The sequence below is a fragment of the Arthrobacter sp. 05T442 genome, assembly GCF_056395945.1.
Map to the genome: position 1 here is coordinate 415,139 of NZ_JBFTKM010000001.1, position 25,597 is coordinate 440,735.

Here is a 25,597-nt window from a genome sequence, read left to right on the forward strand (position 1 = left end):
TCTCCTCATTGCTGGCGCGATTAGCTTCAACCTTACAAGCAATCGCCGCGGAGCGAGCCCAGATTTCGACCGCGTCGAAGGGCCCGCGCGCCGGGCGGATTACGGTCCGGCCAGGGGCGCATACATGACGTCGACATCCCAGCGGGTGAAGCCCAGGCGGCGGTACAGCGCTACCGCCGGGACATTGTCCGCGTCCACGTAGAGCATGACCGCGTGGAGTCCGAGGTCCTGCAGGTACTTGATGCCGGCAATTGTCAGGGCTTTGCCCAGTCCGGAGCCCTGTGCCGCGGGGGCAACGCCCACAACGTAGACCTCGCCCATCGCGGGGTGGTCGCCGTGGCGCTGGTGCACCTTCGTCCAGTGGAACCCCAGGATCCGGTCCGAGGAGTCCACTGCCAGCAGGAAGCCCGCAGGATCAAACCACGGCTCGGCCATCCGGGCCTCGAGGTCCGCACGCGTCATGCTGCCCTGCTCCGGGTGATGGGCGAAGGCTGCCTTGTTCGCGGCCAGCCAGGCGTCCTCATCCTGGCCAGGGACGAAGGCCCGGAGCCTCACGCCGTCGGGCACGGCCGCGCCGGGCAGTTGCGCCGCCGCAGTGGTGAGCCGCATCTTCCACAGTTCGCGGACAGGGCCGTAGCCGTAACGCGCGGCGAGGTCTGCCGCGGCTTCATGGTTTCCGTGGGACCACGCCTTCAGGCCGGCGAAGCCCCGGGTGTTCTTGAGTTCGCCAACCAGCCGGTCTGCCACGCCCTGGTTTCGGTAGCTCGGGTGGACGGCGATTTCCAGGACCCCGGTACCGTCAGGTTCGTCGACCACAACGGCGAAGCCGGCCAGGTCCCGCGCCGTTGCAGGATCGGATTTGTCGTCAGGGGAGTACAGCGCCAGTGTCAGCACCGAATGCGCACCCGCGTCGGCGGCGCGCAGCGTCACGAGGGTCTGCTCGGAGAGCGGAGGATTCCCGTCGGATTCCGCCGCGGCGCTCACAAGGGCGCGGACGTCGCTCAGCAGTTGTTCATCCGCGCTTCCCTTGACGGCAAGGACGGGCCAGTTTTCCGGGTGCGCAGGACTCATGACGCAAGGCTATCAGCGCCCGATTTGATCGTTCCCGGCAGGGGACGTATAGTCGATAACTCATCCGGCGTTGAGCCGGATGTGAGGGGGATCCACCACTGGGGTGGCCTCGATACGTTCGACCCGTATGTCCTCCACTGACAGCATGAACAGAAGGCCCCGGACTCTTGAGTCCGGGGCCTTCTGTTCAATGGATGGCAATCAGTGGATGGCGTTCAATAGCCGGTGATCATCAGGCGGTGTCCCCGGATTGGGTCCCCGGTCAGGCCTCCGTCAGTTCGTCTTCGGGCTGGCGGACGAGGGTCAGGCGGTAGCCGACGTTGCGGACCGTGCTGATCAGGTTCTCGTGGTCGGCGCCGAGCTTGGCCCGGAGCCGCCGGACGTGGACGTCCACGGTCCGGGTGCCGCCGTAGTAGTCGTAACCCCACACTTCGGTCAGGAGTTGCTGGCGGGTGAAGACACGGCCGGGGTGCTGGGCCAGGTACTTCAGCAGTTCGAATTCCTTGAAGGTCAGGTTCAGCGGCGCGCCGTTGACCCGCGCGGTGTAGCTGGCCTCGTCGATCACGACGCCGGCGGCGCGGATCTCTGACGGGGCGTCGTCCTGCTCGGGAACGGCACGGGCGACGCCGAGGCGGATCCGGGCTTCCACCTCTGCCGGGCCGGCAGACTCCAGCAGGATGTCATCCACGGCCCAGGCGGAGGACACAGCGGCCATGCCGCCCTCGGTCAGGATCAGCATCAACGGGGCGCTCAGGCCGGTGGCCTTGAGCAGTTGGGTCAGGGACCGCGCGCCGACGAGGTCCTTGCGGGCATCCAGCAGGACGATGTCGCAGGGATCGGTCTCGAGCAGGGCCGTGGGTTCGGCCGGAAGGATGTGCACGCGGTGGTTCAGCAGTTCCAAAGCAGGCAGGACGTCCACCGATGATCCGGTGCTGTTCGTCAGTAGCAGGATGTGCGACATGGTTCCTCCAAGGGGTGTCCGCGCATCGTTGGGCGTCTCTGAACCGGGCTTTCACCGGCCGGTACCGGCTCCCCGCCACGGTCCCGGGCACTGCAAGATACCTTGCAATACGGTGCCGCAGCGTGAAGCCTGGCTAAGTTATGAGTATACCCAAATGCCCCTTCCCGGCCATGGTCCCGTCACCTGCGGCCGGTCCTTTTGCGACATATATCGGTCACATAGGGCAGGATTGATCCGTCGGGGCCCGCCGCCCCGACAAAGTTGCGCCGAGTCGAATTGGGGTCTGCAGTGAGCGAAGGTACGGCCATGACGGATACGTCGACGGCGGGCGGACAGTGAAGTCCTGGAGCATGGCCGTCATCGGCCTTGCCGGACTCGCCGCCATCGTCGCCGGTGCCTATTCCTCGCCGGGCGTCCTGCTGGCCGTAGCGGCGCTCGCCGCCGTCGGGGTCGGCGTCGGCTGGCCCCACTTCCTCGGCATTCCCGCCAAGAAGACCCTGGCCGCCCTGATCGGCCTGCCCGGAGTCGGGTCCGCCGTGGCCGCCACCTACCTCCCGGCTCCCGGATTCCTTGACTGGACGCCGGCGTTCATGGCCGCCGGTGTCATGGCCGTCTTCGTCATGCAGTTGCTCCGCGGTACCGGGCAGGCCCAGCGCCTCGAATCCACCCTCGGCTCCTGTGCGGGCGTCATGCTGTCCTGCCTGGGGGCGGGCTGGATCGCCTGCGCACGGTTCAATGGCGGCCTGGAGATGTTCCTGGTGGCCGCTATCAGCGCCGCGGTGGCCTTGCTGTCGGGCCTCATTCGCTGGCCGGACCGCGTGGTGGCGCCACTGGGAATCATCGCAGCAGGGCTGGCGGGGCCGTTGGCAGGCCTCGTATTCTCTGACATCGCCGTCCTTCCGGCCGCCGTGGTCGGTGCAGTGGTGGGTGCCGTGCTCGTCAGTTTCCGCCGCCTGCTCATCCTCCGCGGCGACGAATTGAACTTCCTGGCCGTCCTCGGCATGGGATTGGGACCGGTGTCCGCAGTCGGTTCCCTGGCGTACTTCATAGACAAACTACTCATCTACTAAAGCGTTAGGATGGCATCATGTCCGTACTTGCATTTGAAATCTTCTTCCTTGTTCTTCTCGGCGTTGCCAGCCTTTCCATGGCCTGGTTTGCCGGTTTTGTGGTCTATCGCCTTTTCAAGGGCCAGAAGTAAACGCCTGAAGTTACATACCTGTCCAGACCCCGTAGTTTCCAGAGGTAGTTGCCGTGCCGATTGAAATTCCTACTGATCTGACGCCCGAAATCGTTCCGCTGTCCTGGCTCATTGGTGAGTGGGAGGGCAGCGGCCGGCTTGGGGCGGGGGAAGAGGACTCGGAGCACTTCCTGCAGAGGGTCTCCTTCACCCACAACGGCCTGCCGTACCTTCAGTACCGAGCCGAGAGCTGGCTGGCCGACGACGACGGCACGAAACTGCGTCCGCTGACGGTCGAGACCGGCTTCTGGGCCCTCGAACGCAAACAGCGCGACGAGGACGGCGGCCCGGGCCTGATCCCGGCGGACATCGTTCCGGTCCTGAAGAGCGCCGACGAAGTCGAAGCCCTGCGCAACAAGGACGGCGGCTTCGACATCTCAGTGTCGATCTCCCATCCGGGCGGAATCTCCGAGCTCTACTACGGCCAGATCAAGGGACCGCAGATCCAGCTCAGCACCGACATGGTGATGCGCGGCAGCCACTCCAAGGAGTACGCGGCAGCCACCCGGATCTTCGGACTCGTGGACGGGAACCTGCTGTGGCGCTGGGACGTGGCAGCCGGCAAGGGGTCGACGCCGGGCGGCGGCCTGGAGGCGCATGCCTCCGCCATCCTCAAGAAAGTAAGCTGAAGTCCGGTCTCACTGATTTTCCGTTGTCCCAGCGAGCAGGGAGAAACCCAGTGAATGACACAGCGAATGCCACGGCGAATACTGCCGGATACAGCGACCTCACGGCCGTGTATTTCAACGGCACACTCAAGAAGTCCCCGGAGAGATCCCACACCCAGGGCTTGATCGACGTGAGCCGCCGGATCATGGAGAGGCAGGGCGTCACCACCCGCGTGATCCGGACCGTGGACCACGACATCGCCAGCGGCGTATACCCGGACATGCGCGAGCACGGCTGGGCCAGCGATGAGTGGCCGGAGCTATACCCGGCCGTCCAGGCGGCGGATATCGTGATCGTCGCCGGACCGATCTGGCTGGGCGACAACTCCTCACAGACCAAGAAGCTGATCGAGCGCCTCTACGCCCACTCCGGGCAACTGAACTCCAAAGGGCAGTGGGCGTTCTACCCGAAGGTCGGCGGCTGCCTGATCACCGGCAACGAGGACGGCATCAAGCACTGCGCCATGAACGTCCTCTACAGCCTCCAGCACATCGGCTTCACCATACCGCCGCAGGCGGACGCCGGCTGGATCGGCGCCGTCGGGCCGGGTCCGAGCTACCTCGACGAAGGCTCCGGAGGTCCGGAAAGCGACTTCACGAACCGCAACACAACCTTCATGACCTGGAACCTGCTGCACCTGGCCCGGATACTCAAGGACGCCGGGGGGATCCCCGCCTACGGAAACCTCCCGGAGGCCTGGAAGTCCGGAACCCGGTTCGACTTCGACAACCCGGAATACCGCTGAGCCCGCCCGTCGGACGAAGCGCCGGTGCCCGGGCATGTCGGGACCGGAATACCCGCCGACCCAAGGACGTTCCCCCAGTATGACTACCAAGAGCCCCCTGTTGTCGCGCCCGGGCGCCGTCGAAGCCGCTGGCGCCGATGCCGGCGTCGCCTCCCACTACGGCGAACCGCTGCGGGAACAGCGCGCGCTGGCTGCCGGCTCCGCCGTCGTCGACCTCTCCTGCCGCGGCGTGGTGACGGTCAGCGGTCCGGACCGCCTCAGCTGGCTCAACACCCTTTCCTCCCAGCAGCTGACCAACCTGGCCCCGGGCCAGTCCACCGAACTGCTGCTGCTCAGCGTCCAGGGCCGGATCGAGTTCGACGCCCGGGTGGTCGACGACGGCGCAGCCACCTGGCTGATCGTCGAGGGAGCCGAGGCCGGCCCCCTCGCCGAATGGCTGAACAAGATGAAATTCATGCTCCGGGTCGAGATCGCCGATGTCTCGGCGGACTGGGCCGTGCTCGGCTCCACCCGGCGCATCCCGGAGTGGTCTGCGCTGCAGGTCTGGGTGGACCCGTGGCCGCATGTCGGCGTAGGCGGCTACTCCTACGCGGTCGTGGGCGAGGACTCCCACCCCGGCCTGGAGCGGCCGTGGTTCGAGTACCTGGTGCCGGCCGCGGAGCTGGACACCACGGTCGGTGACCGGCCGCTGGCCGGAGCGTTGGCAGCGGAGGCGCTGCGGATCGCGGCCTGGCGTCCCCGGTGGGGTGCGGAAACCGACGACAAGACCATTCCGCACGAACTTGATCTCCTGCGCACGGCCGTGCACCTGGCGAAGGGCTGCTACAAGGGACAGGAAACCGTCGCCCGCGTCCACAACCTGGGCCACCCGCCGCGCCGGCTGGTGTTCCTGCAGCTCGACGGCTCGCAGCACACGCTGCCGGCCGTCGGCAGCGAGGTCCGCGCGGGCGAACGGAAGGTCGGTACCGTGACCTCCGTCGCGCAGCATTACGAAATGGGACCGGTGGCCTTCGCTGTCATCAAACGGTCCGTGGCCCCGGAGGAGGTGCTGACCGTCCTCGACGGCGACGAGCCCTACACTGCGGCGCAGGAGCTCATCGTGGCGCCCGACGCCGGCCAGGTTGTGGGGCGCCAGACCGGATTTCTGAGGGGGACCCGGTGACCGCGGACAACGCTGCGGACGGCGCGCCCGATGACGAGACGCTGGCCCTGGCGCACGCACTCTTCCAGGCTGCGCGCGAGGGCAACACGGAACTGTTGGGCAGCTACCTGGCCGCGGGCGCCCCGGCGACCCTGACCAACGCCGCCGGCGACTCCCTGGTGATGCTGGCCGCCTACCATGGCCACCCGGACACGGTCCGGGTGATCCTGGACCACGGCGGCGACCCTAACGCGGCCAACGACAGGGGCCAGACGCCCCTGGCCGGGGCCGTCTTCAAGGGATACACCGACGTCGCCCGGGAGCTTCTCGATGCGGGCGCCGACCCCGACGGCGGCACTCCCTCCGCACGGGCAGCCGCGCATATGTTTGCCCGGACGGACATCCTCGCGCTCCTGGGCTGAGCGCCGACGGCCGGGCGTCCCGCCGGCCGGCCACGGACCCTCTGCTCCGGCTTGCAGCGCAATACTCCATGTGGAATAGTCGTGGTGGAGTAATCGATGCGAAGTACCGACCTTGAAATACACGCCCACGAAGGACACTGGACCATGGCCCGGGCCACATCCCTGACGCCGCTCGGCGTCGCCGCGCTCTCACTGCTGGTGGAAGAACCAATGCATCCCTACGAGATGTACCAGCTCCTCATGGCCAGGCATGAGGACCGCTTGGTCAAGGTGCGCCCCGGAACCCTGTACCACGCCGTCGGCCGCCTTGAAGAGCACGGCCTGGTCGACGCCACCGGAACGGACCGGGAAGGCAACCGCCCGGAACGCACCACGTACACCATCTCGGCCGCCGGCCGGGAAGCGCTCACGCAGCGGCTGCAGGACATGCTCGCCAATCCCGCGAACGAGTACCCATCCTTCCCGCTCGCCGTCGCCGAAGCCTATAACCTCCCGGCCGACGTCGTCGTCGAACTCCTGGACCGGCGGCTCCAGAGCCTGCAGGAACAGCTCGACTTCCTGGCCTCGGCGGAGGAGCTGGTCCGCGGGAAAGGCGTGGAACGGAAGTACTGGATCGACGTCCAGTACCAGCAGGCCATGCTGCGTTGCGAGATCGGCTGGATCCGCAGCCTCCAGGACCAGCTCGGGTCGGGCGAACTGCCGTGGTAGCCGCCGTTGAGCCGCAGGCAATGACAACGCCACCATCCCCTTGCACCCCATCAAGCACCCCATCAGCACCCTAAGGAACCCCATGGAAAACGTAGCCCGGCCGTGGCCGGCCCTCTGGTCCCTGGTGATCGGCTTCTTTATGATCCTGATCGACACCACCATCGTATCGGTGGCCAACCCGCGCATTATGGAAGGCCTGCACGCTGACATCAACTCGGTGATCTGGGTAACCAGCGCCTACCTTCTGGCCTACGCCGTCCCGCTGCTGATCACCGGCAGGCTCGGCGACCGCTTCGGCCCGAAGAAGCTCTACCTGTCCGGCCTGGTGGTCTTCACCGCGGCCTCGCTCTGGTGCGGGCTCTCCGGGGACGTCCAGACCCTCATCGAGGCCCGCGTGCTGCAGGGCCTCGGCGCGGCCATGATGACTCCGCAGACCATGGCTGTCATCACGCGCATCTTCCCGCCGGACCGCCGCGGAGCGGCCATGGGCATCTGGGGCGCCACGGCCGGCGTCGCCACGCTGGTGGGCCCGATCCTGGGCGGTGTCCTCGTGGACGGGCTCGGCTGGGAATGGATCTTCTTCATCAACATTCCCGTCGGCATCGCAGGCTTCATCCTGGCCCTGCGTTTCGTTCCGGCCCTGAGCACCCACCCGCACAAGTTCGACATCCCGGGGGTGCTGCTCAGCGCCGTCGGGCTGTTCCTCGTGGTGTTCGGCATCCAGGAGGGCGAAACGTACAACTGGGGGACCATCACCGGCCCCATCACGGTGTGGGGACTCATCATCGCCGGCATCGTGGTCCTGGTTGCGTTCGTCGTATGGCAGCGGGTCAACAAGGGCGAACCGCTCCTGCCGCTCTCGCTCTTCAAGGACCGCAACTTCTCCCTGGCCAACATCGGCATCACCACGGTCGGCTTCACGGTGACAGCCTTCAGCCTGCCGCTGATCTTCTACTACCAGATTGTCCGCGGCCTGACCCCCACCCAGTCAGCGCTCATGATGGTCCCGATGGCGTTGATCTCAGGAGGCCTGGCTCCGGTTGTCGGACGGATCATTGACCGGGTCAACCCGAAGTACATCACGGCGGCCGGCCTGGTCCTGATGTCGGTGGCGCTGTTCTGGAACTCCTCCCTCATGCACCCGGACACCCCGATCTGGCTGTTCCTCCTGCCCAGTGCCGTGCTGGGGTTCGCGAACGCAGGCATCTGGGCCCCGCTGAGCTCCACGGCCACCCGCAACCTGCCGCCGCGGCAGGCGGGCGCCGGCTCGGGTGTCTACAACACCACGCGGCAGATCGGCGCGGTCCTCGGCAGCGCGGCCATTGCCGTCCTCATCCAGTCGCGGCTCGCGGCGGAGCTTCCGGCGGCGCCGGGCGGGTCCGGCAAGGCCAGCCCCATGGCCTTCGGCGGCACACTGCCCGAGGCGCTGCACGAGGGGTTCTCGACGGCGATGGGCCAGTCCATCATGCTGCCCGCGGCGGTGATCCTGCTTGGCGCAGCCGTGGCGCTGTTCTTCGCCAAACCCAAGGCCCTTCAGGGCTGGGGAACCCCGGGCACGGTTCCGGCGGCTGCGGAACCCTCAAGCGCCGAGCGGGCCGCGGCAGAACCCAGCTAGAGGCCGGCCCCGGCCGGCATCCGGATCAGCCGAGCAGCACGCTGGTCTGGATGCCGCCGGCGGTGAAGCCCAGACTCCGGGCCAGGGCCAGCGATCCTTTGTTGCTGACGTCGGAGCGCCACTGCAGCGTCAGGCCCGAGGCCAGGGCCTCGTGGGCCGCTATGGAAGCCGCCAGCGTGCCGATGCCGAGGCGCCGCCACTCAGGAGCCACCAGTACCCCGAGCTGCGCCAGGATGCCCTCCCACTCGGTGTAGGCGCCGCAGGCCACCGGCGTCCGGCGCCCGTCTTCGATGTGCATGATGGTGAAGCGGTGCTCGAGGTCCGCGAGGCCGACCTCGTTGACATCGTCCGGCGGGCACAGCGCTTCGAGTTCGATCGCTTCCGGGTTGCCGTGCGAGACAGTCAGCTCCTCCGAGGGCTGCTGCAAGGGCAGCTCGTCGGCGAAGAACAGCGCGGCGGCGCCCAGCCCGTGGCCGCCGTGCCCGCGGGTGATAGTCAGCAGCGTGACGTGCTGCGCCAGCTCTTCGTCCGAGTACCCGGCGGCGCCGTCGATGGCCCACTGCGGCCCGACCAGGGCGGAGCTGCCAAACAGGCGGACGAACTGCAGGGAGCGGGCTGCTTCATCGGCCCGGGTGAGGCGGCGGCCCGCGGCGGCCGCGAAAGCGCCGTCGTCGAGTCCCAGCCGGCGTGCCCACGCGAGCTGGATGATTTCAGCGGAACCGGGCGCAAGAGTCATGCCTCAACCCTACCCAGCCGCGGCCGGTGGATGCCCAGCCGCCGGGGGACGCCTAGCCGAAGAGGACCGCGGCCTCGTCGTAGCGGCCCTGCGGCACGGACTTGATGTTCCCCAGTGCGGCGTCGAAGCCGACGTGGACGATGTCGGTGCCGTTCAGGGACACCATGGTGCCCCAGCGCTGTTCCACCACGGAATCGATTGCGGCCATGCCGAGGCGGGTGGCCAGGACCCTGTCGAAGGCCGTGGGCACACCGCCGCGCTGGATGTGCCCCAGCACCGTGGCCCGGGTCTCGATGCCGGTCCGGGCCTCGAGTTCGGGGGCCAGCAGTTCGGCGATGCCGCCCAGGCGCGGCCGGCCGAAAGTGTCCAGGCCGCGCTCGGAGTGCGGAGACTCCTGGCCTTCGGGGACGAAACCCTCCGCGACGACGACCAGAGGCGCGCGGCCGCGGTCACGGGCCGAGACGACCCACTCTGTGATCTGTTCCATCGAGGCTTTCTGCTCGGGGATCAGGATGGCGTGGGCGCCGGAGGCCATGCCGGCGTGCAGCGCGATCCAGCCGACGTGGCGGCCCATCACTTCGGCGATCATGGTCCGGTGGTGGGATTCCCCGGTGGTGCGCAGACGGTCGATTGCCTCGGTGGCGATCTCCACGGCGGTATCGAAGCCGAACGTGTAGTCGGTGGCGTCGAGGTCGTTGTCGACGGTCTTGGGGACGCCCACGATCTTCAGGCCGGCATCGGTCAGGCGCTTCGCGGCGGCGAGGGTGCCTTCGCCGCCGATGGCGATGATGGCGTCGATGCCGAGCCGGTCCATGTTTGCCTTGATGACCTCGGGGCCGCCGTTGTTCTCGAACGGGTTGGTCCGGGAGGTGCCGAGGATGGTCCCGCCCTGCTTAGCGATGCCGCGGACCAGGGCGCGCGGGATGTCGATGATGTCGCCCTCGACCACGCCGCGCCAGCCGTCCAGGAACCCCACGAATTCGTGGCCGTGCACGGCGATGCCCTTCAGGACGGCGCCGCGGATCACGGCGTTCAGTCCGGGGCAGTCTCCGCCGCTGGTGAGGATTCCAATTTTCATGTCTCGGCTCAAATCCTGGTTCGAAGGTATACAGGCAGAGCGCCACGCTGAGCTCACCTAGAGTCTAGTGGCGCATGTGGGCCGGGACACAAACGGTTACAGCGAAGGGGTGTCCCTGCCTGGACGGCAGGGACACCCCTTCACTTGGCGCCCGGCTCCTGTGGGGCCGCCCCGCACGGGGCGGCGTCAGGGTCGGCTGGAGCGCCTCTGGAGGAAGTTCTCGAGGACGATGGCGTTCCGCTGGTCCGGGAGGATCAGCCACGCCGCGAGATAGAAGACGAAAGCCGGGCCGGGAAGCAGGCTCAGGAGCAGGTAGGCGATGCGGACGTACGCCACGTCCACACTCAGTTTGGCGGCGATGCCGCCGCAGACGCCGCCCAGCCAGCGCTGCGGACCGCGTTTCAGGCCTAGGCCCCGGACGATGCTGAAGAACTTATCCATGGTTCAAGACTTCCCTGTGGTTGGTTTTTTGTCACGTCCGCGCGCTGACAGCAGCCCGCCGATCACGAGGGCGGCCCCGGCGCCGATCATCAGGCCGATGAGCACGTACGTGCCGTTAAGGGCGACGATGCCGAGCCGGGAAATGATGATCAGCGCGGCCAGGGCCAGCACGATCAGTCCCCAGACGACCGTGCCAACGCGGGCGCCGGGCCGTGGTCCGTCCGGCGCCTGGCGCTCCTGGACTTCAGGGTCATAGCTGGACATTTCAGTTGCCTTCCTTGATGGTCACGTTGCTGACGGTCCCGGAGATCCTGAGGACCAGCCGGGCCCCCGGCTTGGCCGTGTTGTAGTCGCTCTGCTGGTTCGTCATGCCGCCATGGTCCTGGCTGCCTTCGTGGAGGTTCCCCATGGTCATGTCCGCCTGGACCTGCACCGGGACGGTGTCGGGGATCACCACGGTTAGGTTGCTGGCCGTCGCGTCGATGGGAACGACGACGTCGGCGCCCAGCGGCGGGTTCAGCGCCAGCTTTGTCAGGTCGACAGTCCCCGTCCCGCCCGTGATATCGAAGCCGCTCCGGGCCTGTTCAATGCTGGCGGGTGTCCAGTCTGCGTTCTGGAGCCGGAACCGGTCCCCGTTCGGCACCACGTTGAAGATCCCGCCGATGATCAGTGCGACGACGGCGAAGAAGCCCAGGATGCCCGCGGTGCGGCCCCTTAGCCCGGCGGCCAGGATGCCGAGGCCAAGGACGGCCGCTCCGGCCGCCCAGACCAGGGCGTTGCCGGAGGTGCCAAGATCGATCACGTTGGCGGCGTTGAGGGCTTTGAGGCCGCCGCCCACGAGCAGGGCCGCGCCGACCGTCATGGCGACGGCGGGGGTGCCGGGTCCCGGATTGCGGCGCCTGGCCTGCGGTCCCGGAGTTCCGCCGGGCATCGGGCCGTAGCCGCCGGAAGGAGGAACGGGGCCGTAGGGCGGGACGGTACCGGACGGCGGGACGGGTCCGTAGGGCGGAGGCGGACCCCAGGCCGGACCGGGAGCCGGCACGCTGGACGCGCCCGGGAAGGGGGCTGCATCGCCGGTGTTTGCCGGGTTGAGCGGGGTTGCGGGGACGCCGGGCAGGTCGCTCGATGCCATGGAGGGGTTCCCGTGCCGGGCCTTGTTCCGCTGCGTCAGGTAGTAGACGAGGTAGGCGGCGGCGCCCACCCACACGGCGGTCCAGACAAAGGCGCCGAAGCCGTAACGGTCCCAGCCCCAGACGCCGTTGCCCAGGCTGGGGAAGCCGATGATCGTGGTGATCAGCGACCCGGTCATGCCCGCGGTCCACCGGCCTGCCGCGGCCTCCTGGACGTGGATGCGGCCATCGGGTTCCGGCAGGAAGGCCCAGGCGAGGCCGTAGAGGAGCACGCCGACGCCCGCGAAAATGGTCAGGACAATCAGGACGCCGCGGACGATCAGGGGATCGACGCCGAGCCGCTGGGCTACGCCGCTGGCGACGCCGCCGATCCACCGCTCCCTTCCGCGCGAGATTCCCTGGCTGCGGATCCAGTCGAAGAAGTGCTGCGGCTGGGCGCCTTCCTGCGGCGGCGTCGAGCCGTAGCCGTAGTAGGGCGGCGGAGGGGTGCCCGGGGTGCCTGGCGTGCCCGGGCCACCGGGCGGATTGAGCGGCGGGGGCTCCGGGGCGGACCCGCCGCCATCCGGCGCGCTCGCCGGTTCCGCCGAGGGGGAGGGGGATGGGGAGGTGGGGACCGACGCCGGGAAGGACGAGCCGTCCGGACGGCCGGGGACGCCGTTTGCGGAGCCTTGGCCTTCAGCTGGGTACGGGGTGGAATCGTTCATACCTCGATCCTTCCGTTTCCGGCTCTGCCGCTCTACTGGGGAACACCCTGACTCATCCCTGAACGGCCCCCGGTTGAGCCCGGAAACGCCGCCCGGGAACCCCGATCCGTGCTTGGATTGATGCATGACAACTGCCGCTGCCCGCCCGCCGCTGACCCGTGGCGGCGGCCGTGTGATTGCAGGCGTCTGTGCCGGCCTCGCCGACCACCTTCGCTGGCCGGTCAGCATGGTCAGGATCGGCATGGTGCTGGCCGCGCTTGCCGGCGGCGCCGGAGTGGCGTTCTACGCCTGGCTCTGGATCATGGTTCCCACGGCGGACGAAAGCGCGAAGAGAACCGGCCCGCGGCCGGCGTCGCCAATAGCCCCGGCGGTGAGCGTCCCCGGGGCACCCCCCTCAGGATTCATGTGGAGCCGGGGGCCGGCGGTCCCGTTCGGCAAGGAGATCCTGCTGGGCGCAGGACTCCTCCTGGCGGCCGGAATCCTCATCGCCCGGCTCCTGGGCTTTGACGTTCCGTTGGGCACCCTGATCCCGGCCGCAGCCATCCTGGGCGGCGCGGCGATCGCCTGGATGCAGCTGGACGAGACCCGCAGGGCCGGCCTCGTGGACAAGACCAAAGCCGACCAGGCAGGCGGCTGGGTCCGCCTCGCCGCGGGGCTGGCACTGGTGGTGGCTGGCGTGCTGCTGATGGTCTCAGGCTCCGGTTCCTGGGAACAGACCTGGCTGGCACTGCTCTCCTCGGTGGCCGTCCTCGGGGGCGTGGCCCTCGTGTTGCTTCCCTGGGGACTGAAGTTCTGGCGCGATCTTGAAACCGAGCGCGCCGGCCGGGTCCGTGCCACGGAGCGCGCCGAGATTGCCGCCCACCTCCACGATTCCGTGCTCCAGACGCTGGCCCTGATCCAGCGGCGGGCCGGCAACGAGCACGACGTCGTGCGGCTGGCCCGCGCGCAGGAGCGTGAGCTGCGGGGCTGGCTCTACCGGGACCCCGGCAAGGAAGCCGGCCAGCTGTCCGCCGGCATTAAGGCCGCAGCCGCTGAGGTCGAGGACGCCCAGGGGCAGGCTGTGGAAGTGGTCAGCGTCGGCGACTGCGCCATGACCGAACGCCACGAGGCGCTCGTCCAGGCGGCCCGTGAGGCCATGTTGAACGCTGCCCGGCACGGAGGCGGCGCCGTCTCCGTGTACCTGGAAGTAACCGACGGCGCCGCTGAGGTCTTCGTCAAGGACCGCGGCCCCGGCTTCGACCCGGAGACGGTCCCCGGCGACCGGCTCGGCGTGCGGGAATCGATTGCGGGGCGGATGAACCGCCACGGCGGCACCGCCACCATCAGCAGCAGCACGGACGGCACCGAAGTGCGGCTGCGGCTGCCCGCCTCCGCGGGACCGGCCGCAGCGGAGAACGGAGAGGGCAAAGCATGAACACCGCAGAAGCAACGCATCCAGCCGCAGGGATCCGCGTGGTCATCGTGGATGACCATGCCATCTTTCGGTCCGGGCTGAAAGCGGACCTGGATCCCGGCATCGTCGTCGCGGGCGAGGCCGGAACCGTCGAGGAGGCCATTGCCGTCATCGCTGCCGCGCGTCCCGACGTCGTGCTGCTGGACGTCCATCTGCCCGGCGGCCTCGGGGGAGGAGGACGCGAAGTGCTGGCAGGTTCGGCGCCGCTGCTGGGCGGCATCCGGTTCCTCGCGCTGAGTGTCTCCGACGCCGCGGAGGACGTGGTCTCGGTCATCCGGGCCGGCGCACGCGGGTACGTGACCAAGACAATTTCCGGCCCGGAGATCAGCGATGCCGTCCGCCGGGTCGCGGGCGGCGACGCCGTCTTCTCGCCCCGCCTTGCCGGCTTCGTCCTCGACGCCTTCGGCACAGCCCCCGCGGAGATCGCCGACGGGGAACTGGACCGGCTTTCCGCCAGGGAGCTGGAGGTGATGCGCCTGATCGCCCGCGGATACAGCTATAAGGAAGTGGCCAAGGAGTTGTTCATCTCGATCAAGACCGTCGAAACCCACGTCTCGGCTGTGTTGCGCAAGCTCCAGCTCTCCAACCGGCACGAACTGACCCGGTGGGCCGCCGAGCGACGACTCCTCTGAGCGTCAGCCCCGTGGCCCCTCGGGACATGCTCATTCTTTAACACCACCAGTGGGCAGAGTGGCATGCTGTGCACTGGTGGTCATTGGGGCTGGACATGTCCCGTGGTGCGTGGTGCGGGGGGGCTGGACATGTCCCGTGGCACGGTAGCTCCTCTGGGCATGCTCATTCTTTAACACAACGAGTGGGCAGAGTGGCATGCTGTCCACTGGTGGTCATTGGGGCTGGACATGTCCTGCGGTGCGTGGTGCGGGGGCTGGACATGTCCCGTGGCACGGTAGCTCCTCTGGACATGCTCATTCTTAAACACCACCAGTGGGCAGAGTGGCATTCTGTCCACTGGTGGTCATTGGGGCTGGACATGTCCTGCGGTGCGTGGTGCGGGGGCTGGACATGTCCCGTGGCACGGTAGCTCCTCTGGACATGCTCATTCTTAAACACAACGAGTGGGCAGAGTGGCATGCTGTCCACTGGTGGTCATTGGGGCTGGACATGTCCCGCGCGAAGGTCCTATTTGGCCTTGCCGAGGAAGTCCTGCAGCCGGGCGACGCCAGTGGCCAGATCGTCGTCGCCCAGGGCGTAGGAGAGGCGGAGGTAGCCGGAGGGTCCGAACGCTTCGCCGGGAACGACGGCAACCTCGACTTCGTCCAGGATAAGGGCCGCGAGTTCCGCCGACGTCGAGGGCCGGACCGGGCCGTTCGCCGACGGGAACTCCTTGCCCAGCAGTGCGCGGACGTCCGCGTAGACGTAGAAGGCGCCCTTCGGCGTCGGGCAGTCAACGCCCTCGATGGCGTTCAGGCCCGCCACGATCGCCTTGCGGCGGCGGTCAAAGGCGACTTTCATCGCGTCGACGGCGGTCAGCGGACCGGACACCGCGGCGAGGGCGGCAACCTGGGGGATGTTGGAGACGTTGGAGGTGGCGTGCGACTGCAGGTTGGTGGCGGCCTTGATGACGTCGGCCGGCCCGATCATCCAGCCCACGCGCCAGCCCGTCATGGCATAGGTCTTCGCGACTCCGTTGAGGATGACGACTTTGTCGCCGAGCTCGGGGACTGCGGTGGCAATGGAGGTGAACGGGACGCCGTCGTACGTCAGGTGCTCGTAGATCTCGTCGGTGACAACCCACAGGCCACTGGACGCTGCCCACTGGCCGATCTCCTTGACCTGTTCCGGCGAGTAGACAGCGCCGGTGGGATTGGACGGGGAAACGAAGAGCAGGATCTTGGTGCGGTCGGTGAGGGCTGCTTCCAGCTGCTCGACCGTGACCAGGTATCCCTGCTCGGGCCCGGCGAAAACCTCCACCGGGACGCCGCCGCCGAGCCGGATGGCCTCCGGGTAGGTGGTCCAGAACGGGGTGGGCACAATGACCTCGTCGCCCGGATCCAGCAGGGTCGCGAAGGTGTTGTAGACGGCCTGCTTGCCGCCGTTGGTTACGAGCACCTGGGACGCGTCGGCCTTGTAGCCGGAGTCCCGGAACGTCTTGTCCGCGATGGCCTGCTTCAGCTCGGGCAGCCCGCCGGCGGGGGAGTAGCGGTGGTACTTGGGCTGGCTGGCGGCCTCGATAGCGGCCTGCACGATGTAATCGGGCGTCGGGAAATCGGGCTCGCCGGCGCCAAAGCCGATGACCGGCCGGCCGGCTGCCTTCAACGCCTTCGCCTTGGCATCGACAGCCAGCGTGGCGGATTCGGCTATGGCGGAAATGCGCTGGGAAATGCGGGCGGCAGACATGGCAGGTCCATTCTTCGCTTACAGCTGGGTGGCTGAATGTGGGATTCGACGGAATCTACTCTATGCTGATCACCGGATCCTCCGGGGTGCCGGCCCGGAAATGTGACTGAAAGCTTTCAGTTGATTTCCGGCGGACACGCCGGGGTCCGCGGACAGCCGGTTCGACGTAGACGCAGTTGTTGCGTAGACTGGTTCTCCGGTGTTGAAAACACGATGATGGTCTGCGCCTCAGGGAAATCTGGGGGAAACGCCGGCTGGAACGGTTTTTCGCTCCATAGGGTAGTGGCGCAATTGGTAGCGCAGCGGTCTCCAAAACCGCAGGTTGCAGGTTCGAGTCCTGTCTGCCCTGCGCATGCTGTTCCGGAAAACGGAACCAGCGCAGCAACCATGGTTCAGTTCAGAACCGGGTATCCGACATTGCGAGGATGAGTGAGGACCAGGTGACCGAAACAGCTGCAAGCAGCTCCAAAGGCCGCCCCGCCAAGAACGCCGCCAAGGCTGGCTTCTTCGCTCGCATAGCACTCTTCGTCCGCCAGGTAATCGGCGAACTGAAGAAGGTCGTTGCACCGACCCGCAAGGAATTGATCAACTACACGCTCGTGGTGCTGGTGTTCGTGGTCATCATGATGCTCATCGTCACCCTGCTGGACCTGGCCTTCGGAACCGGAGTGAGCTGGGTCTTCGGCAGCCAGGGCGCCACGGACCGCTAAGGCGACCGGTCCGCAGACCGCGTGGATGCCCCGGGAAACCGGAGGTTCCGCGGGGTGTGCGGAATTGAGTCATTTAAATAGGCATGTTAGGCAATGAGGAAGCAGGAGACCAAGTGTCTGAGCAGGAGCTCGAGGTAACTGAGACTGAGCTGGATAAGAGCCAGGACGCCGCGGTGGATGCCGCGGAAGAGTCCGAGGCTGTGTCTGCTGCGCCCGAATCCGACGTCACTGACGAGGCCGCAGCGCTTGAAGCAGCGGACGAGGCAACCGAATCCGTAGATACTGCAGCCGAGTCCGACGAAGCTGCAGTTGGGTCCGAGGACGCGCTGGCGGCAGCTGCTGCCGCCGCCGAAGTTGACCCGGCAGATGAATTCAAGGCCAAGCTGCGCCGCCAGGAGGGTGACTGGTTCGTCATCCACTCCTACGCAGGCTATGAGAACCGCGTCAAGGCAAACCTTGAGACCCGCATCCAGACCCTGGACATGGAAGATTACATCTTCGAAATCCAGGTTCCGATGGAAGAAGTCGTTGAGATCAAGAACGCTCAGCGCAAGGTCATCAACCGCGTCCGGATCCCCGGCTATGTCCTGGTCCGCATGGACCTGACGGACGCCTCCTGGGGCGCCGTCCGCCACACCCCCGGTGTCACCGGCTTCGTGGGCAACGCCCACAACCCCGTGCCGCTGCGCCTGGATGAGGTCTTCTCCATGCTCGCCCCGGTCTTCGAAGAAGAACAGGCCGAGAAAGGCAAGCCGGTCAAGCACGCTGCCGCGCACGTCGACGTCGACTTCGAGGTCGGCGAATCGGTCATCGTCAAGGAAGGTCCGTTCGAGACGCTTCCGGCCACGATCTCCGAGATCAAGGTCGATTCCCAGACGCTTGTGGTGCTCGTCTCCATCTTTGAGCGCGAGACTCCCGTCACCCTGTCGTTCAACCAGGTCAGCAAGATCTAGCTTTCCCACAGAATTCGCCCCGGACTGCCCGCTTAGCAGCCACGGGGCGGCCGGCCGCCTCGCCATGGCGGCCACCAACCTGAGGCACGCTCCTGTGTCCCAGGACGTATTTGAGAGAAGGACCTACATTGGCTCCCAAGAAGAAGGTCACCGGCCTCATCAAGCTGCAGATCCAGGCAGGTGCCGCTAACCCGGCCCCGCCGATCGGTCCTGCGCTTGGCCAGCACGGTGTCAACATCATGGAATTCTGCAAGGCGTACAACGCTGCGACGGAAGCCCAGCGCGGCAACGTTATCCCGGTGGAAATCACGGTCTACGAGGACCGTTCATTCACGTTCATCACCAAGACCCCTCCGGCTGCGGAACTGATCAAGAAGGCTGCCGGCGTTGCCAAGGGTTCACCGACCCCGCACACCGTCAAGGTTGCCAAGCTGACCCAGGCCCAGGTCAACGAGATCGCCACTACCAAGATGGAAGACCTCAACGCCACAAGCCTTGAAGGCGCAGCGAAGATCATCGCCGGCACCGCCCGTTCCATGGGCATCACCGTCGAAGGTTAATTCCCCCACCGCTGATGCGGTGTCGGGTTCGGAATACCGACCGCGACGCCGGACAGCACCGCCGGGCGACCGGCACCACCTAATCATTGAAAAATCGGACTTCCGAAACGGATTAACCAGCCGGAATTCCGACTGTGGCAGGGCCCAGCGCGGTCCGCAGACCACAACTGCACAAGGAGAATAAGCAGCATGGCAAAGCGCAGCAAAGCATATGAGGCAGCCGCAGCCAAGATCGACGCGGAGAAGTTCTACGCGCCGTTCGAGGCAGTGACGCTGGCCAAGGACACCAACCCGTCCAAGTTCGACGCAACCGTTGAGGTCGCTTTCCGCTTGGGCGTTGACCCTCGCAAGGCCGACCAGATGGTCCGTGGCACCGTCAACCTGCCGCACGGCACCGGCAAGGTCGCCCGCGTCCTCGTCTTCGCAACGGGCGACAAGGCTGAAGCAGCAATCGCTGCCGGCGCCGACTTCGTTGGTTCCGATGACCTGATCGAAAAGATCGCTGCCGGCTGGACCGATTTCGACGCCGCCGTCGCCACCCCCGACCTCATGGGCAAGGTTGGCCGCCTCGGTAAGGTCCTGGGTCCGCGTAACCTGATGCCGAACCCGAAGACGGGCACCGTGACCGCTGACGTCGCCAAGGCCGTCAACGACATCAAGGGCGGCAAGATCGACTTCCGCGTCGACAAGCACTCGAACCTGCACTTCATCATCGGCAAGGTTTCCTTCGACGCCATCAAGCTGGCCGAGAACTACGCCGCCGCTCTGGAAGAGGTCCTCCGCCTCAAGCCGTCCGCTTCCAAGGGCCGCTACATCCAGAAGGCCACCGTCGCCACGACGTTCGGCCCGGGCATCTCGGTTGACCCCAACGTCACCAAGGTCCTGACCGAGGTCTAAGCCTCACCAGTACGAGCTGAGAGACCGTCCCGCAGTTGCGGGGCGGTCTTTCTGCTTTCCCGGGCGGTGGCCCGCCGGAGCATTCCGTGGCACGGAAACTCCTTGGAAGTGCCGGGGCCGCCGGTTAAGCTGACCCGGTGACGACAGCGCTGTACCTCATAGAACCCCTTAATCTCCCGGCAGCCCTCCACGCCCCGGACAACGGGGACTTCCTGGAGTTCACGAAACTCTGCGACGCCGTGGTGCTGCAGACCTGGGGCAGCCTGGACCGCGGCGCTTCCCCGGCGGCCCGGCTCCAGTACTGGCAGGACACCCCCTACACCCGGCTGCGGCAGTTCTTCGTGCGCCAGGACGGCCGCATGGTTGCCAGATCGTTCGTCCGGTTCTGGCTGCAGGAGAACCTGTGCGTCGCCCTCGTAAGGGTCGAGGTCCTCGATGGCTTCGCGGGCCGCGGGATCGGCACGGCCCTCCTCCGCCACATCGAGGAGCTGGCCACCTCGGAAGGCCGCACGATTCTTCAGGGCTACACGGAGCATCCCGCAGCCTTCGACCCCGATGAGCCCGGCGCGGGCGCCGCCCTGGTCAAGCCCGCGACCGGCTCGGGAGCACTGCCCGCCGGGGCGCCCGGAGTGCGCTTCGCGCTGACGGCAGGGTACCGGCTGGAGCAGGTGGAACGATTCAGCAGCCTTGAGCTGCCCGCGGCCGCGGCAGTCCTGGACGAACTGGAGGAGGACGCGCGGCGCAAAGCGGCGGAGTACGAGCTGCTGCACTGGACGGATGAGTGCCCTGACGAGTACCTCGACCAGCTCGCACTGCTGATGTCGCGCATGAGCACGGACGCGCCGAGCGGCGGTCTCAGCTATGAAGCAGAGACCTGGGATGCTGCCCGTGTCCGGCACGTCCAGGACACGTGGCGGCTGGCAGGGCTGACCTCCCTCGTGGCTGCGGCGCGCCACCGGACCACCGGGGAGCTGGCGGCGTACTCCGTCCTCCAGCTCACGGACGCCAAGCCGTGGCTTGCCAGCCAGGACGACACCCTTGTCGCCGGCGCCCACCGCGGCCACCGGCTCGGCATGATGGTGAAGATTCGCAATCTGCGCGTGCTCCTCGCCGGCTACCCGGCGGTGAGGCGTGTCACCACTTTCAACGCCGCCGAGAACGACCACATGCTGGCCATCAACATTGCGCTCGGGTTCCGGCCGGCAGGCTACGACGGCGAGTGGCAGCGCACCGCCGCCACGGAGGGTGCCGCCGCCCGTGAATGACCCCGGCGCGTCGGCCGACGGCGTCAGCCCGACGCCCGGCAGGGAGGAGCCCGAGGTCACCCATGGAATGCCGGAGTAAACCGGCATATGCTGACGGTTGAAAGCCCGGCCTGTGCCGGGCCTCCGGCACCGATGGTGGGCGGCAGAACGGCTGGGATGATGCCCTCAATGGCAAACGACGTACGGATTGAACAGCTCTGGATACCCGATTCCCTCGACGGGCCGGACGCCGCCGACTTTCTTGCCGCCGTCGAAGTCGGCCGCAAGGTGCGCATGCAGACCTGGGGCAGCGACGACCTCGCCTATGCCCCGCAGGAGAAGCTGCTTGAGATGGCGGACCCCTACGAGCGCCAGGTGATCCTCGTGGCAAAGATCCGGGGAGACATCGTCGGAACCGCGGACATCGCCCTGCCCCTCGTAGACAACCTTGATCTGGCCGAATTCACCCTCGACATCCTTCCGGAGTTCCGGCACCAAGGGGTGGGCCGGCAGCTGCTTGAAGCGGCGGAGCACTTTGCCCGCGATGAGGGGCGGCACACGATCCTGATCGACACCAACCATCCGGGCGCTTCGCTGACCGACGGCGACGCCGAGCAGCTGGTCCCCGGCAGCGGGCTCGGCTTCGTTCCGCTGGGCAGCCGCGAGGTCGAATTTGCCAGGCTCACCGGCTACACCCTGCAGCACATCGAGCAGTTCAGCTCCCGCGCCCTTCCACTGGACAGCAAGCTTGTCGCCGAGTTGGAGGCCGAGGCCAACGAAGCCAACGGCGGCCGCTACCGCCTGCACCACTGGACGGACAGGTGCCCGGACCAGTGGCTGGAGGCCGTCGCGGCCCTCGAAAACAGGGCCGGCGAGGACGGGGTCCCGGGCGTGGAGCCGGAAGACATGGTGTTCGACGGCGGCATCCTCCGAGAGGCGGAAGAGGTCGCCATCGCGCAGGGGCGCCGGACGGTGGTCACCGCCGTCGAGCACATTGCCAGCGCAACGCTTGTGGGCCTGACCACGATCAGCGTGCTGGCTCTCCGCCCGGATGTGGTGTTCCAGGACGACACGGTGGTGCTCCAAGAGCACCGGGGCAACAAGCTGGGCCTGCTGATCAAGGTCGCCAACATGGAACGGCTCACCGAACAGTTCCCGGACGCCCGGGTCCTCTACACCTGGAACGCGCCGGAGAACCGCTACCTGCTCAAGGTCAACCAGCAGCTCGGATTCACCACTGCGGGCGTGACCGGCATCTGGCAGAAGGAACTGCCGGACTTTGGCCCCACCGTCAGCTGAGTCGGGACGGCCATGCCCGATTTGGAGCAGACGCAACGTGTCCCGTAAGCTGGGAAAACCAAAGACCGTCGGTTGTTGGAAATCCACTCTCCCAAGCAAGGCTCACTTCTGCAGTCGCGCCGGGGAGGTGCAGTGGATCTCCAGACGAAGGACCCTGAACGTAGGGCGGCCGGCGCAGGTGAACGAAGCAAAGCTCCGCAGTCATTGACCGCGTCGAGACAAGCCCCGTGCATCTGCGCGGGGCGTTTTTTAGTTTTAGCTCATCTGAGCGGGGACCCGGAATCACCGGCACTATCCCCGGAAGGAGGGTTATGGCAACGCCTAGCAAGGTTTCAGCAGTAGCTGAGATCACTAACGATTTCAAGGAATCGAACGCCGCTGTCCTGACCGAATACCGTGGGCTCACCGTTGCACAGCTCAAGCAGCTGCGTGTTTCTCTCGGCCAGGAAACCAAATTCTCGGTCGTCAAGAACACCCTGACCGCAATTGCAGCCAAGGAAGCTGGTGTCGAAGCATTCGACGGCCAGCTCGCCGGCCCCACTGCAATCGCGTTCATCAAGGGTGACGCAGTTGCCGCTGCCAAGAGCCTGACGGATTTTGCCAAGGCCAACAAGCAGCTGGTCATCAAGACCGGTTACTTCGAGGGCAAGGCACTGAACGCCAGCGAAGTTGCTGCCCTGGCAGCACTCGAGTCCCGCGAGCTGCAGCTCGCCAAGGTTGCAGGCATCCTCAAGGCTCCTGCTGCCGCTGCTGTACGCATCATCGACGCGCTGCGCCTCAAGCTTGAAGAAGAGAACGGTGCTCCGGCTGAAGCCGAGGCGCCCGCCGCTGAAGAAGCTCCGGCCGAAGCCACCGCAGATGCAGCAGTAGAGGCTGAAGCTCCGGCTGAAGCCGCAGCCCCCGAAGAGAACTAACTCTCTTCTCACCAAGACTCCGGTGTGAAGGCAAGGCCCAGGCCGCCGATCACCACTATAGGAAGGACGCCACACCATGGCGAAGCTCACCAACGAAGAGCTCATTGAAGCTTTCAAGGAACTGACCATCATCGAGCTCTCTGAGTTCGTCAAGCTCTTCGAAGAGACCTTCGAAGTTACGGCCGCTGCCGTTGCTGTTGCTGGCCCCGCTGCCGGCGCTGCTGCAGAAGAAGAAGAGCAGACCGCATTCGACGTCATCCTCGAGCACCCGGGCGACAAGAAGATTGCAGTCATCAAGGAAGTTCGTGCAATCACGTCCCTGGGCCTCAAGGAAGCCAAGGACGTTGTCGACAGCGCCCCGAAGGCCATCCTCGAAGGTGTCACCAAGGAAGCTGCCGAGAAGGCTGTTGCTCAGCTCGAAGAGGCTGGCGCACGCGTTACCCTCAAGTAACTCGATCGGTCCGGGAACCCCGATCCGTTCGGGTTGCCGCTCTGCTCCGGGAAACCCCGTCCACCCAGGTGGGCGGGGTTTCCTGCGTTCGGGGCCGGATCGGGCCGGGCCGGAGCGGACGGAACCGAAAGCATTGCCAAAGAGATTGTGAACTCTCTGTTCTAGTGGGTGTGGGCGACCCTAGACTGTGGCTTTGTGCCGACCGGCCACCAACATTGAGGAGTTCACACACAATGACGGACCCGAACATTCCACTGTCCCGCCGCGCCATGCTCACCGCAGCCCTCGTGGGCGGGAGCGCCGCGGCCGCCACCCTGGCCGGCGCCGCCGCCGCCCACGCCGGACCCGCCGCCGGGTCCGACACCCGGGCCGGCGGCGGGAAGCAGTTCACGCTGACGGTGCTCGGCACCACCGATCTGCATAACAACGTCTTCAACTGGGACTACTTCAAGAACGTCCCCTACTCCGACTCCGCCAGCAACCGGATCGGGATCGCCCAGGCCGCCACGCTCATCAAAGCCATGCGGGCAGAGCGGGGCGCGGCCAACACCCTGACGATCGATGCCGGGGACACCATCCAGGGCACGCCACTGGCCTACTATTTCGCCAAGATCAACCCGATCTCCGCGACGGTCAAGCACCCCATGGCCCTGGCCATGAATTCGGTGGGCTACGACGCCGTCTGCCTGGGCAACCACGAGTTTAACTACGGCATACCGCTGCTGCGCACGTGGGAGGGGCAGCTGGACTTCCCCCTGCTCGGCGCCAACGTCCGCGACGCCGCGACGGGCAGCCGGGCGTTCACCCCGTATGTCCTCAAGCGCGTCAAGACCGGCAATGGCTGGGTGACCGTGGGGCTGGTCGGCTTCGTGACCCCCGGCTGTGCGCTGTGGGACCGCGACAACGTCCAAGGCCGGCTGGACTTCAACGGGATCGTGGAGGAGGCCAGGAAGGTCATCCCGGAAATGAAGGCCGCGGGTGCCGATGTGGTGATTGTCTCCAGCCATTCGGGCGCGACGCCGGGATCCTCGTACGGCGATGCCCTGCCGTTCCCCGAGAACGCCTCCACCCAGCTGGCCGAGGAGGTCCCCGGAATCGACGCGATCCTGGTGGGCCATGCCCACCTTGAGATTCCGGAGCGCTTCGTCACCAACAAGGACACCGGCAGGCAGGTGCTCCTGGCAGAGCCCCTGAAGTGGGGCATGCGCGTTTCCGTCATGGACCTTGAGCTGGCCAGGGAGAAGGGCCAGTGGACCGTGATCTCCGCGCACTCACACCTCCTGGACGCCAAGACGGTGGACGCGGATCCTGCTGTGGTCCGTGCCGTCCAGGCGGGGCATGACGCCACGGTGAAGTACGTGAACGCGGTGATCGGAACGTCCACTGCGCCCCTGAGCACGGCCACCGCCTGCTGGCAGGACTCGGCCGCGATTGACGCCATCAACTACGTCCAGGCCAGCACCATCAAGGCCGAACTCGCCGGCGGCCCGAACGCCGGACTCCCGGTCCTGTCCATTGCCGCCGCGTTCTCCCGCGAGGTGGACGTCAAAGCCGGTCCGCTGACGATCCGCGACGTGGCAGGGCTCTACATCTTTGACAACACGCTTCTGTCCATTAAGGTCACCGGGGCCCAGGTCAAGGCGTACCTGGAGTGGTCCGCGCAGTATTTCAGGCCTGTCAGCACTACCACGGCACGCGCTGCGGATGTGACGAACGCCGTGACGGCCACAGCCCCGAACGGCACTCCGGACTACAACTACGACGTCGTCTACGGCCTGGATGCCCCGCTGGACTACGAGATCGACCTCGCCCGGCCCGCGGGGGACCGCATTGTCGGGCTGGCCTACGGCGGCAAGGCGCTGGCCCCGGAGCAGGAATTCGCCATGGCCATCAACAACTACCGCCAGAGCGGCGGCGGCAATTTCCCGGGCGTGAAAACGGCCCCGGTGCTCTCCAACAGCCAGCAGGAAATCCGGCAGCGCATCATTGACTACGTCGTGGACCGCGGTACCCTGGACGTCGCCGTGTTCAGCCGGGACAACTGGCGCCTGACCGTGAACGGGCGGCCGCTCACCGTCACGCCCCAGACGTGACCCC

At 66.7% G+C, this 25,597-nt stretch carries 26 protein-coding genes and 1 tRNA gene; 19 read left to right on the plus strand and 8 right to left on the minus strand.

From position 1 onward, the window contains the following. Window positions 1-99: 99 nt before the first annotated feature. Together mshD and AC1DES_RS01945 are read right to left on the minus strand one after the other, a co-directional pair. A complete protein-coding gene (gene mshD, locus AC1DES_RS01940) occupies window positions 100-1,071 on the minus strand; it encodes a mycothiol synthase (protein WP_476893997.1) in 972 nt (323 codons plus the stop codon). Window positions 1,072-1,333: 262 nt separating this feature from the next. Further along, window positions 1,334-2,032 carry a winged helix-turn-helix transcriptional regulator gene (locus AC1DES_RS01945; RefSeq protein ID WP_476893998.1) on the minus strand — a complete coding sequence of 233 codons (699 nt, stop codon included), beginning with the start codon at window positions 2,030-2,032 and terminating at the stop codon, window positions 1,334-1,336. A 335-nt stretch (window positions 2,033-2,367) separates the two neighbouring features. Here AC1DES_RS01945 and AC1DES_RS01950 point away from each other — a divergent pair, with 335 nt between their 5' ends. The 7 genes from AC1DES_RS01950 (at window position 2,368) to AC1DES_RS01980 (ending at window position 8,572) form a co-directional block, all read left to right on the plus strand. Continuing rightward, a complete protein-coding gene (locus AC1DES_RS01950; RefSeq protein WP_476893999.1) occupies window positions 2,368-3,102 on the plus strand; it encodes a permease in 735 nt (244 codons plus the stop codon). A 184-nt stretch (window positions 3,103-3,286) separates the two neighbouring features. Further along, window positions 3,287-3,901 (plus strand): nitrobindin family protein, encoded by a 615-nt coding sequence (locus AC1DES_RS01955; RefSeq protein ID WP_476894000.1) that lies wholly within the window; start codon window positions 3,287-3,289, stop codon window positions 3,899-3,901. 50 nt (window positions 3,902-3,951) lie between these two features. Continuing rightward, complete coding sequence (locus AC1DES_RS01960) at window positions 3,952-4,686, plus strand: flavodoxin family protein (RefSeq protein ID WP_476894001.1); 735 nt, start codon at window positions 3,952-3,954, stop codon at window positions 4,684-4,686. 79 nt (window positions 4,687-4,765) lie between these two features. Then, a complete protein-coding gene (gene ygfZ, locus AC1DES_RS01965) occupies window positions 4,766-5,848 on the plus strand; it encodes a CAF17-like 4Fe-4S cluster assembly/insertion protein YgfZ (protein ID WP_476894002.1) in 1,083 nt (360 codons plus the stop codon). Continuing rightward, window positions 5,845-6,249, plus strand: a complete 405-nt coding sequence (locus AC1DES_RS01970; RefSeq protein WP_476894003.1) for an ankyrin repeat domain-containing protein — start codon at window positions 5,845-5,847, stop codon at window positions 6,247-6,249. Before ygfZ ends, AC1DES_RS01970 begins: the two co-directional genes overlap by 4 nt. 144 nt (window positions 6,250-6,393) lie before the next feature. Continuing rightward, window positions 6,394-6,957: a PadR family transcriptional regulator gene (locus AC1DES_RS01975; protein WP_476894218.1), complete on the plus strand. Its 564-nt coding sequence runs from the start codon at window positions 6,394-6,396 to the stop codon at window positions 6,955-6,957. An 82-nt stretch (window positions 6,958-7,039) separates the two neighbouring features. Continuing rightward, a complete protein-coding gene (locus AC1DES_RS01980; RefSeq protein WP_476894004.1) occupies window positions 7,040-8,572 on the plus strand; it encodes a DHA2 family efflux MFS transporter permease subunit in 1,533 nt (510 codons plus the stop codon). A gap of 25 nt (window positions 8,573-8,597) precedes the next feature. Here the strand turns inward: AC1DES_RS01980 and AC1DES_RS01985 are convergent, their stop codons facing one another. The 5 genes from AC1DES_RS01985 to AC1DES_RS02005 all read right to left on the minus strand — a co-directional run bounded on the left by AC1DES_RS01985 (window position 8,598) and on the right by AC1DES_RS02005 (window position 12,661). Continuing rightward, window positions 8,598-9,308, minus strand: a complete 711-nt coding sequence (locus AC1DES_RS01985) for a GNAT family N-acetyltransferase (protein ID WP_476894005.1) — start codon at window positions 9,306-9,308, stop codon at window positions 8,598-8,600. Window positions 9,309-9,360: 52 nt separating this feature from the next. After that, complete coding sequence (locus AC1DES_RS01990) at window positions 9,361-10,386, minus strand: 6-phosphofructokinase (RefSeq protein ID WP_476894006.1); 1,026 nt, start codon at window positions 10,384-10,386, stop codon at window positions 9,361-9,363. Between the two features lie 186 nt (window positions 10,387-10,572). Further along, on the minus strand, window positions 10,573-10,827 hold the full coding sequence (locus AC1DES_RS01995) for a PspC domain-containing protein (protein ID WP_476894007.1): 255 nt from the start codon (window positions 10,825-10,827) through the stop codon (window positions 10,573-10,575). A 3-nt stretch (window positions 10,828-10,830) separates the two neighbouring features. After that, on the minus strand, window positions 10,831-11,091 hold the full coding sequence (locus AC1DES_RS02000) for a hypothetical protein (protein WP_476894008.1): 261 nt from the start codon (window positions 11,089-11,091) through the stop codon (window positions 10,831-10,833). A 1-nt stretch (window position 11,092) separates the two neighbouring features. Beyond that, a complete protein-coding gene (locus AC1DES_RS02005; protein WP_476894009.1) occupies window positions 11,093-12,661 on the minus strand; it encodes a PspC domain-containing protein in 1,569 nt (522 codons plus the stop codon). 124 nt (window positions 12,662-12,785) lie between these two features. Between AC1DES_RS02005 and AC1DES_RS02010 the strand changes: the two genes are divergently transcribed. Then, window positions 12,786-14,075 (plus strand): ATP-binding protein, encoded by a 1,290-nt coding sequence (locus tag AC1DES_RS02010; RefSeq protein ID WP_476894010.1) that lies wholly within the window; start codon window positions 12,786-12,788, stop codon window positions 14,073-14,075. After that, the gene (locus AC1DES_RS02015) at window positions 14,072-14,746 is read left to right on the plus strand and encodes a LuxR C-terminal-related transcriptional regulator (protein ID WP_476894011.1); all 675 of its coding nucleotides are present in this window, start codon (window positions 14,072-14,074) and stop codon (window positions 14,744-14,746) included. The genes AC1DES_RS02010 and AC1DES_RS02015 overlap by 4 nt, the downstream gene beginning before the upstream one ends. Before the next feature lie 508 nt (window positions 14,747-15,254). Here the strand turns inward: AC1DES_RS02015 and AC1DES_RS02020 are convergent. Beyond that, a complete protein-coding gene (locus tag AC1DES_RS02020; protein ID WP_476894012.1) occupies window positions 15,255-16,472 on the minus strand; it encodes a pyridoxal phosphate-dependent aminotransferase in 1,218 nt (405 codons plus the stop codon). 276 nt (window positions 16,473-16,748) lie between these two features. Between AC1DES_RS02020 and AC1DES_RS02025 the strand changes: the two genes are divergently transcribed. The 10 genes from AC1DES_RS02025 (at window position 16,749) to AC1DES_RS02070 (ending at window position 25,593) form a co-directional block, all read left to right on the plus strand. After that, window positions 16,749-16,821, plus strand: a tRNA-Trp gene (locus tag AC1DES_RS02025). 76 nt (window positions 16,822-16,897) lie between these two features. Beyond that, window positions 16,898-17,182: a preprotein translocase subunit SecE gene (gene secE / locus AC1DES_RS02030; RefSeq protein WP_476894013.1), complete on the plus strand. Its 285-nt coding sequence runs from the start codon at window positions 16,898-16,900 to the stop codon at window positions 17,180-17,182. A gap of 113 nt (window positions 17,183-17,295) precedes the next feature. Then, window positions 17,296-18,135 carry a transcription termination/antitermination protein NusG gene (gene nusG / locus AC1DES_RS02035; protein ID WP_476894014.1) on the plus strand — a complete coding sequence of 280 codons (840 nt, stop codon included), beginning with the start codon at window positions 17,296-17,298 and terminating at the stop codon, window positions 18,133-18,135. A 128-nt stretch (window positions 18,136-18,263) separates the two neighbouring features. Continuing rightward, window positions 18,264-18,695 carry a 50S ribosomal protein L11 gene (gene rplK / locus AC1DES_RS02040; protein WP_024365990.1) on the plus strand — a complete coding sequence of 144 codons (432 nt, stop codon included), beginning with the start codon at window positions 18,264-18,266 and terminating at the stop codon, window positions 18,693-18,695. 189 nt (window positions 18,696-18,884) lie between these two features. Further along, on the plus strand, window positions 18,885-19,592 hold the full coding sequence (gene rplA, locus AC1DES_RS02045) for a 50S ribosomal protein L1 (protein WP_091251962.1): 708 nt from the start codon (window positions 18,885-18,887) through the stop codon (window positions 19,590-19,592). A 137-nt stretch (window positions 19,593-19,729) separates the two neighbouring features. After that, window positions 19,730-20,857 (plus strand): GNAT family N-acetyltransferase, encoded by a 1,128-nt coding sequence (locus AC1DES_RS02050; RefSeq protein WP_476894015.1) that lies wholly within the window; start codon window positions 19,730-19,732, stop codon window positions 20,855-20,857. A 168-nt stretch (window positions 20,858-21,025) separates the two neighbouring features. Continuing rightward, entirely contained in the window at window positions 21,026-22,135 is a 1,110-nt protein-coding gene (locus AC1DES_RS02055) for a GNAT family N-acetyltransferase (protein WP_476894016.1), read from the plus strand. A gap of 311 nt (window positions 22,136-22,446) precedes the next feature. Continuing rightward, the gene (gene rplJ, locus AC1DES_RS02060; RefSeq protein ID WP_476894017.1) at window positions 22,447-23,049 is read left to right on the plus strand and encodes a 50S ribosomal protein L10; all 603 of its coding nucleotides are present in this window, start codon (window positions 22,447-22,449) and stop codon (window positions 23,047-23,049) included. A gap of 76 nt (window positions 23,050-23,125) precedes the next feature. Beyond that, on the plus strand, window positions 23,126-23,500 hold the full coding sequence (gene rplL / locus AC1DES_RS02065; RefSeq protein WP_476894018.1) for a 50S ribosomal protein L7/L12: 375 nt from the start codon (window positions 23,126-23,128) through the stop codon (window positions 23,498-23,500). Window positions 23,501-23,733: 233 nt separating this feature from the next. Further along, complete coding sequence (locus AC1DES_RS02070) at window positions 23,734-25,593, plus strand: bifunctional metallophosphatase/5'-nucleotidase (protein WP_476894019.1); 1,860 nt, start codon at window positions 23,734-23,736, stop codon at window positions 25,591-25,593. Window positions 25,594-25,597 lie beyond the last annotated feature (4 nt).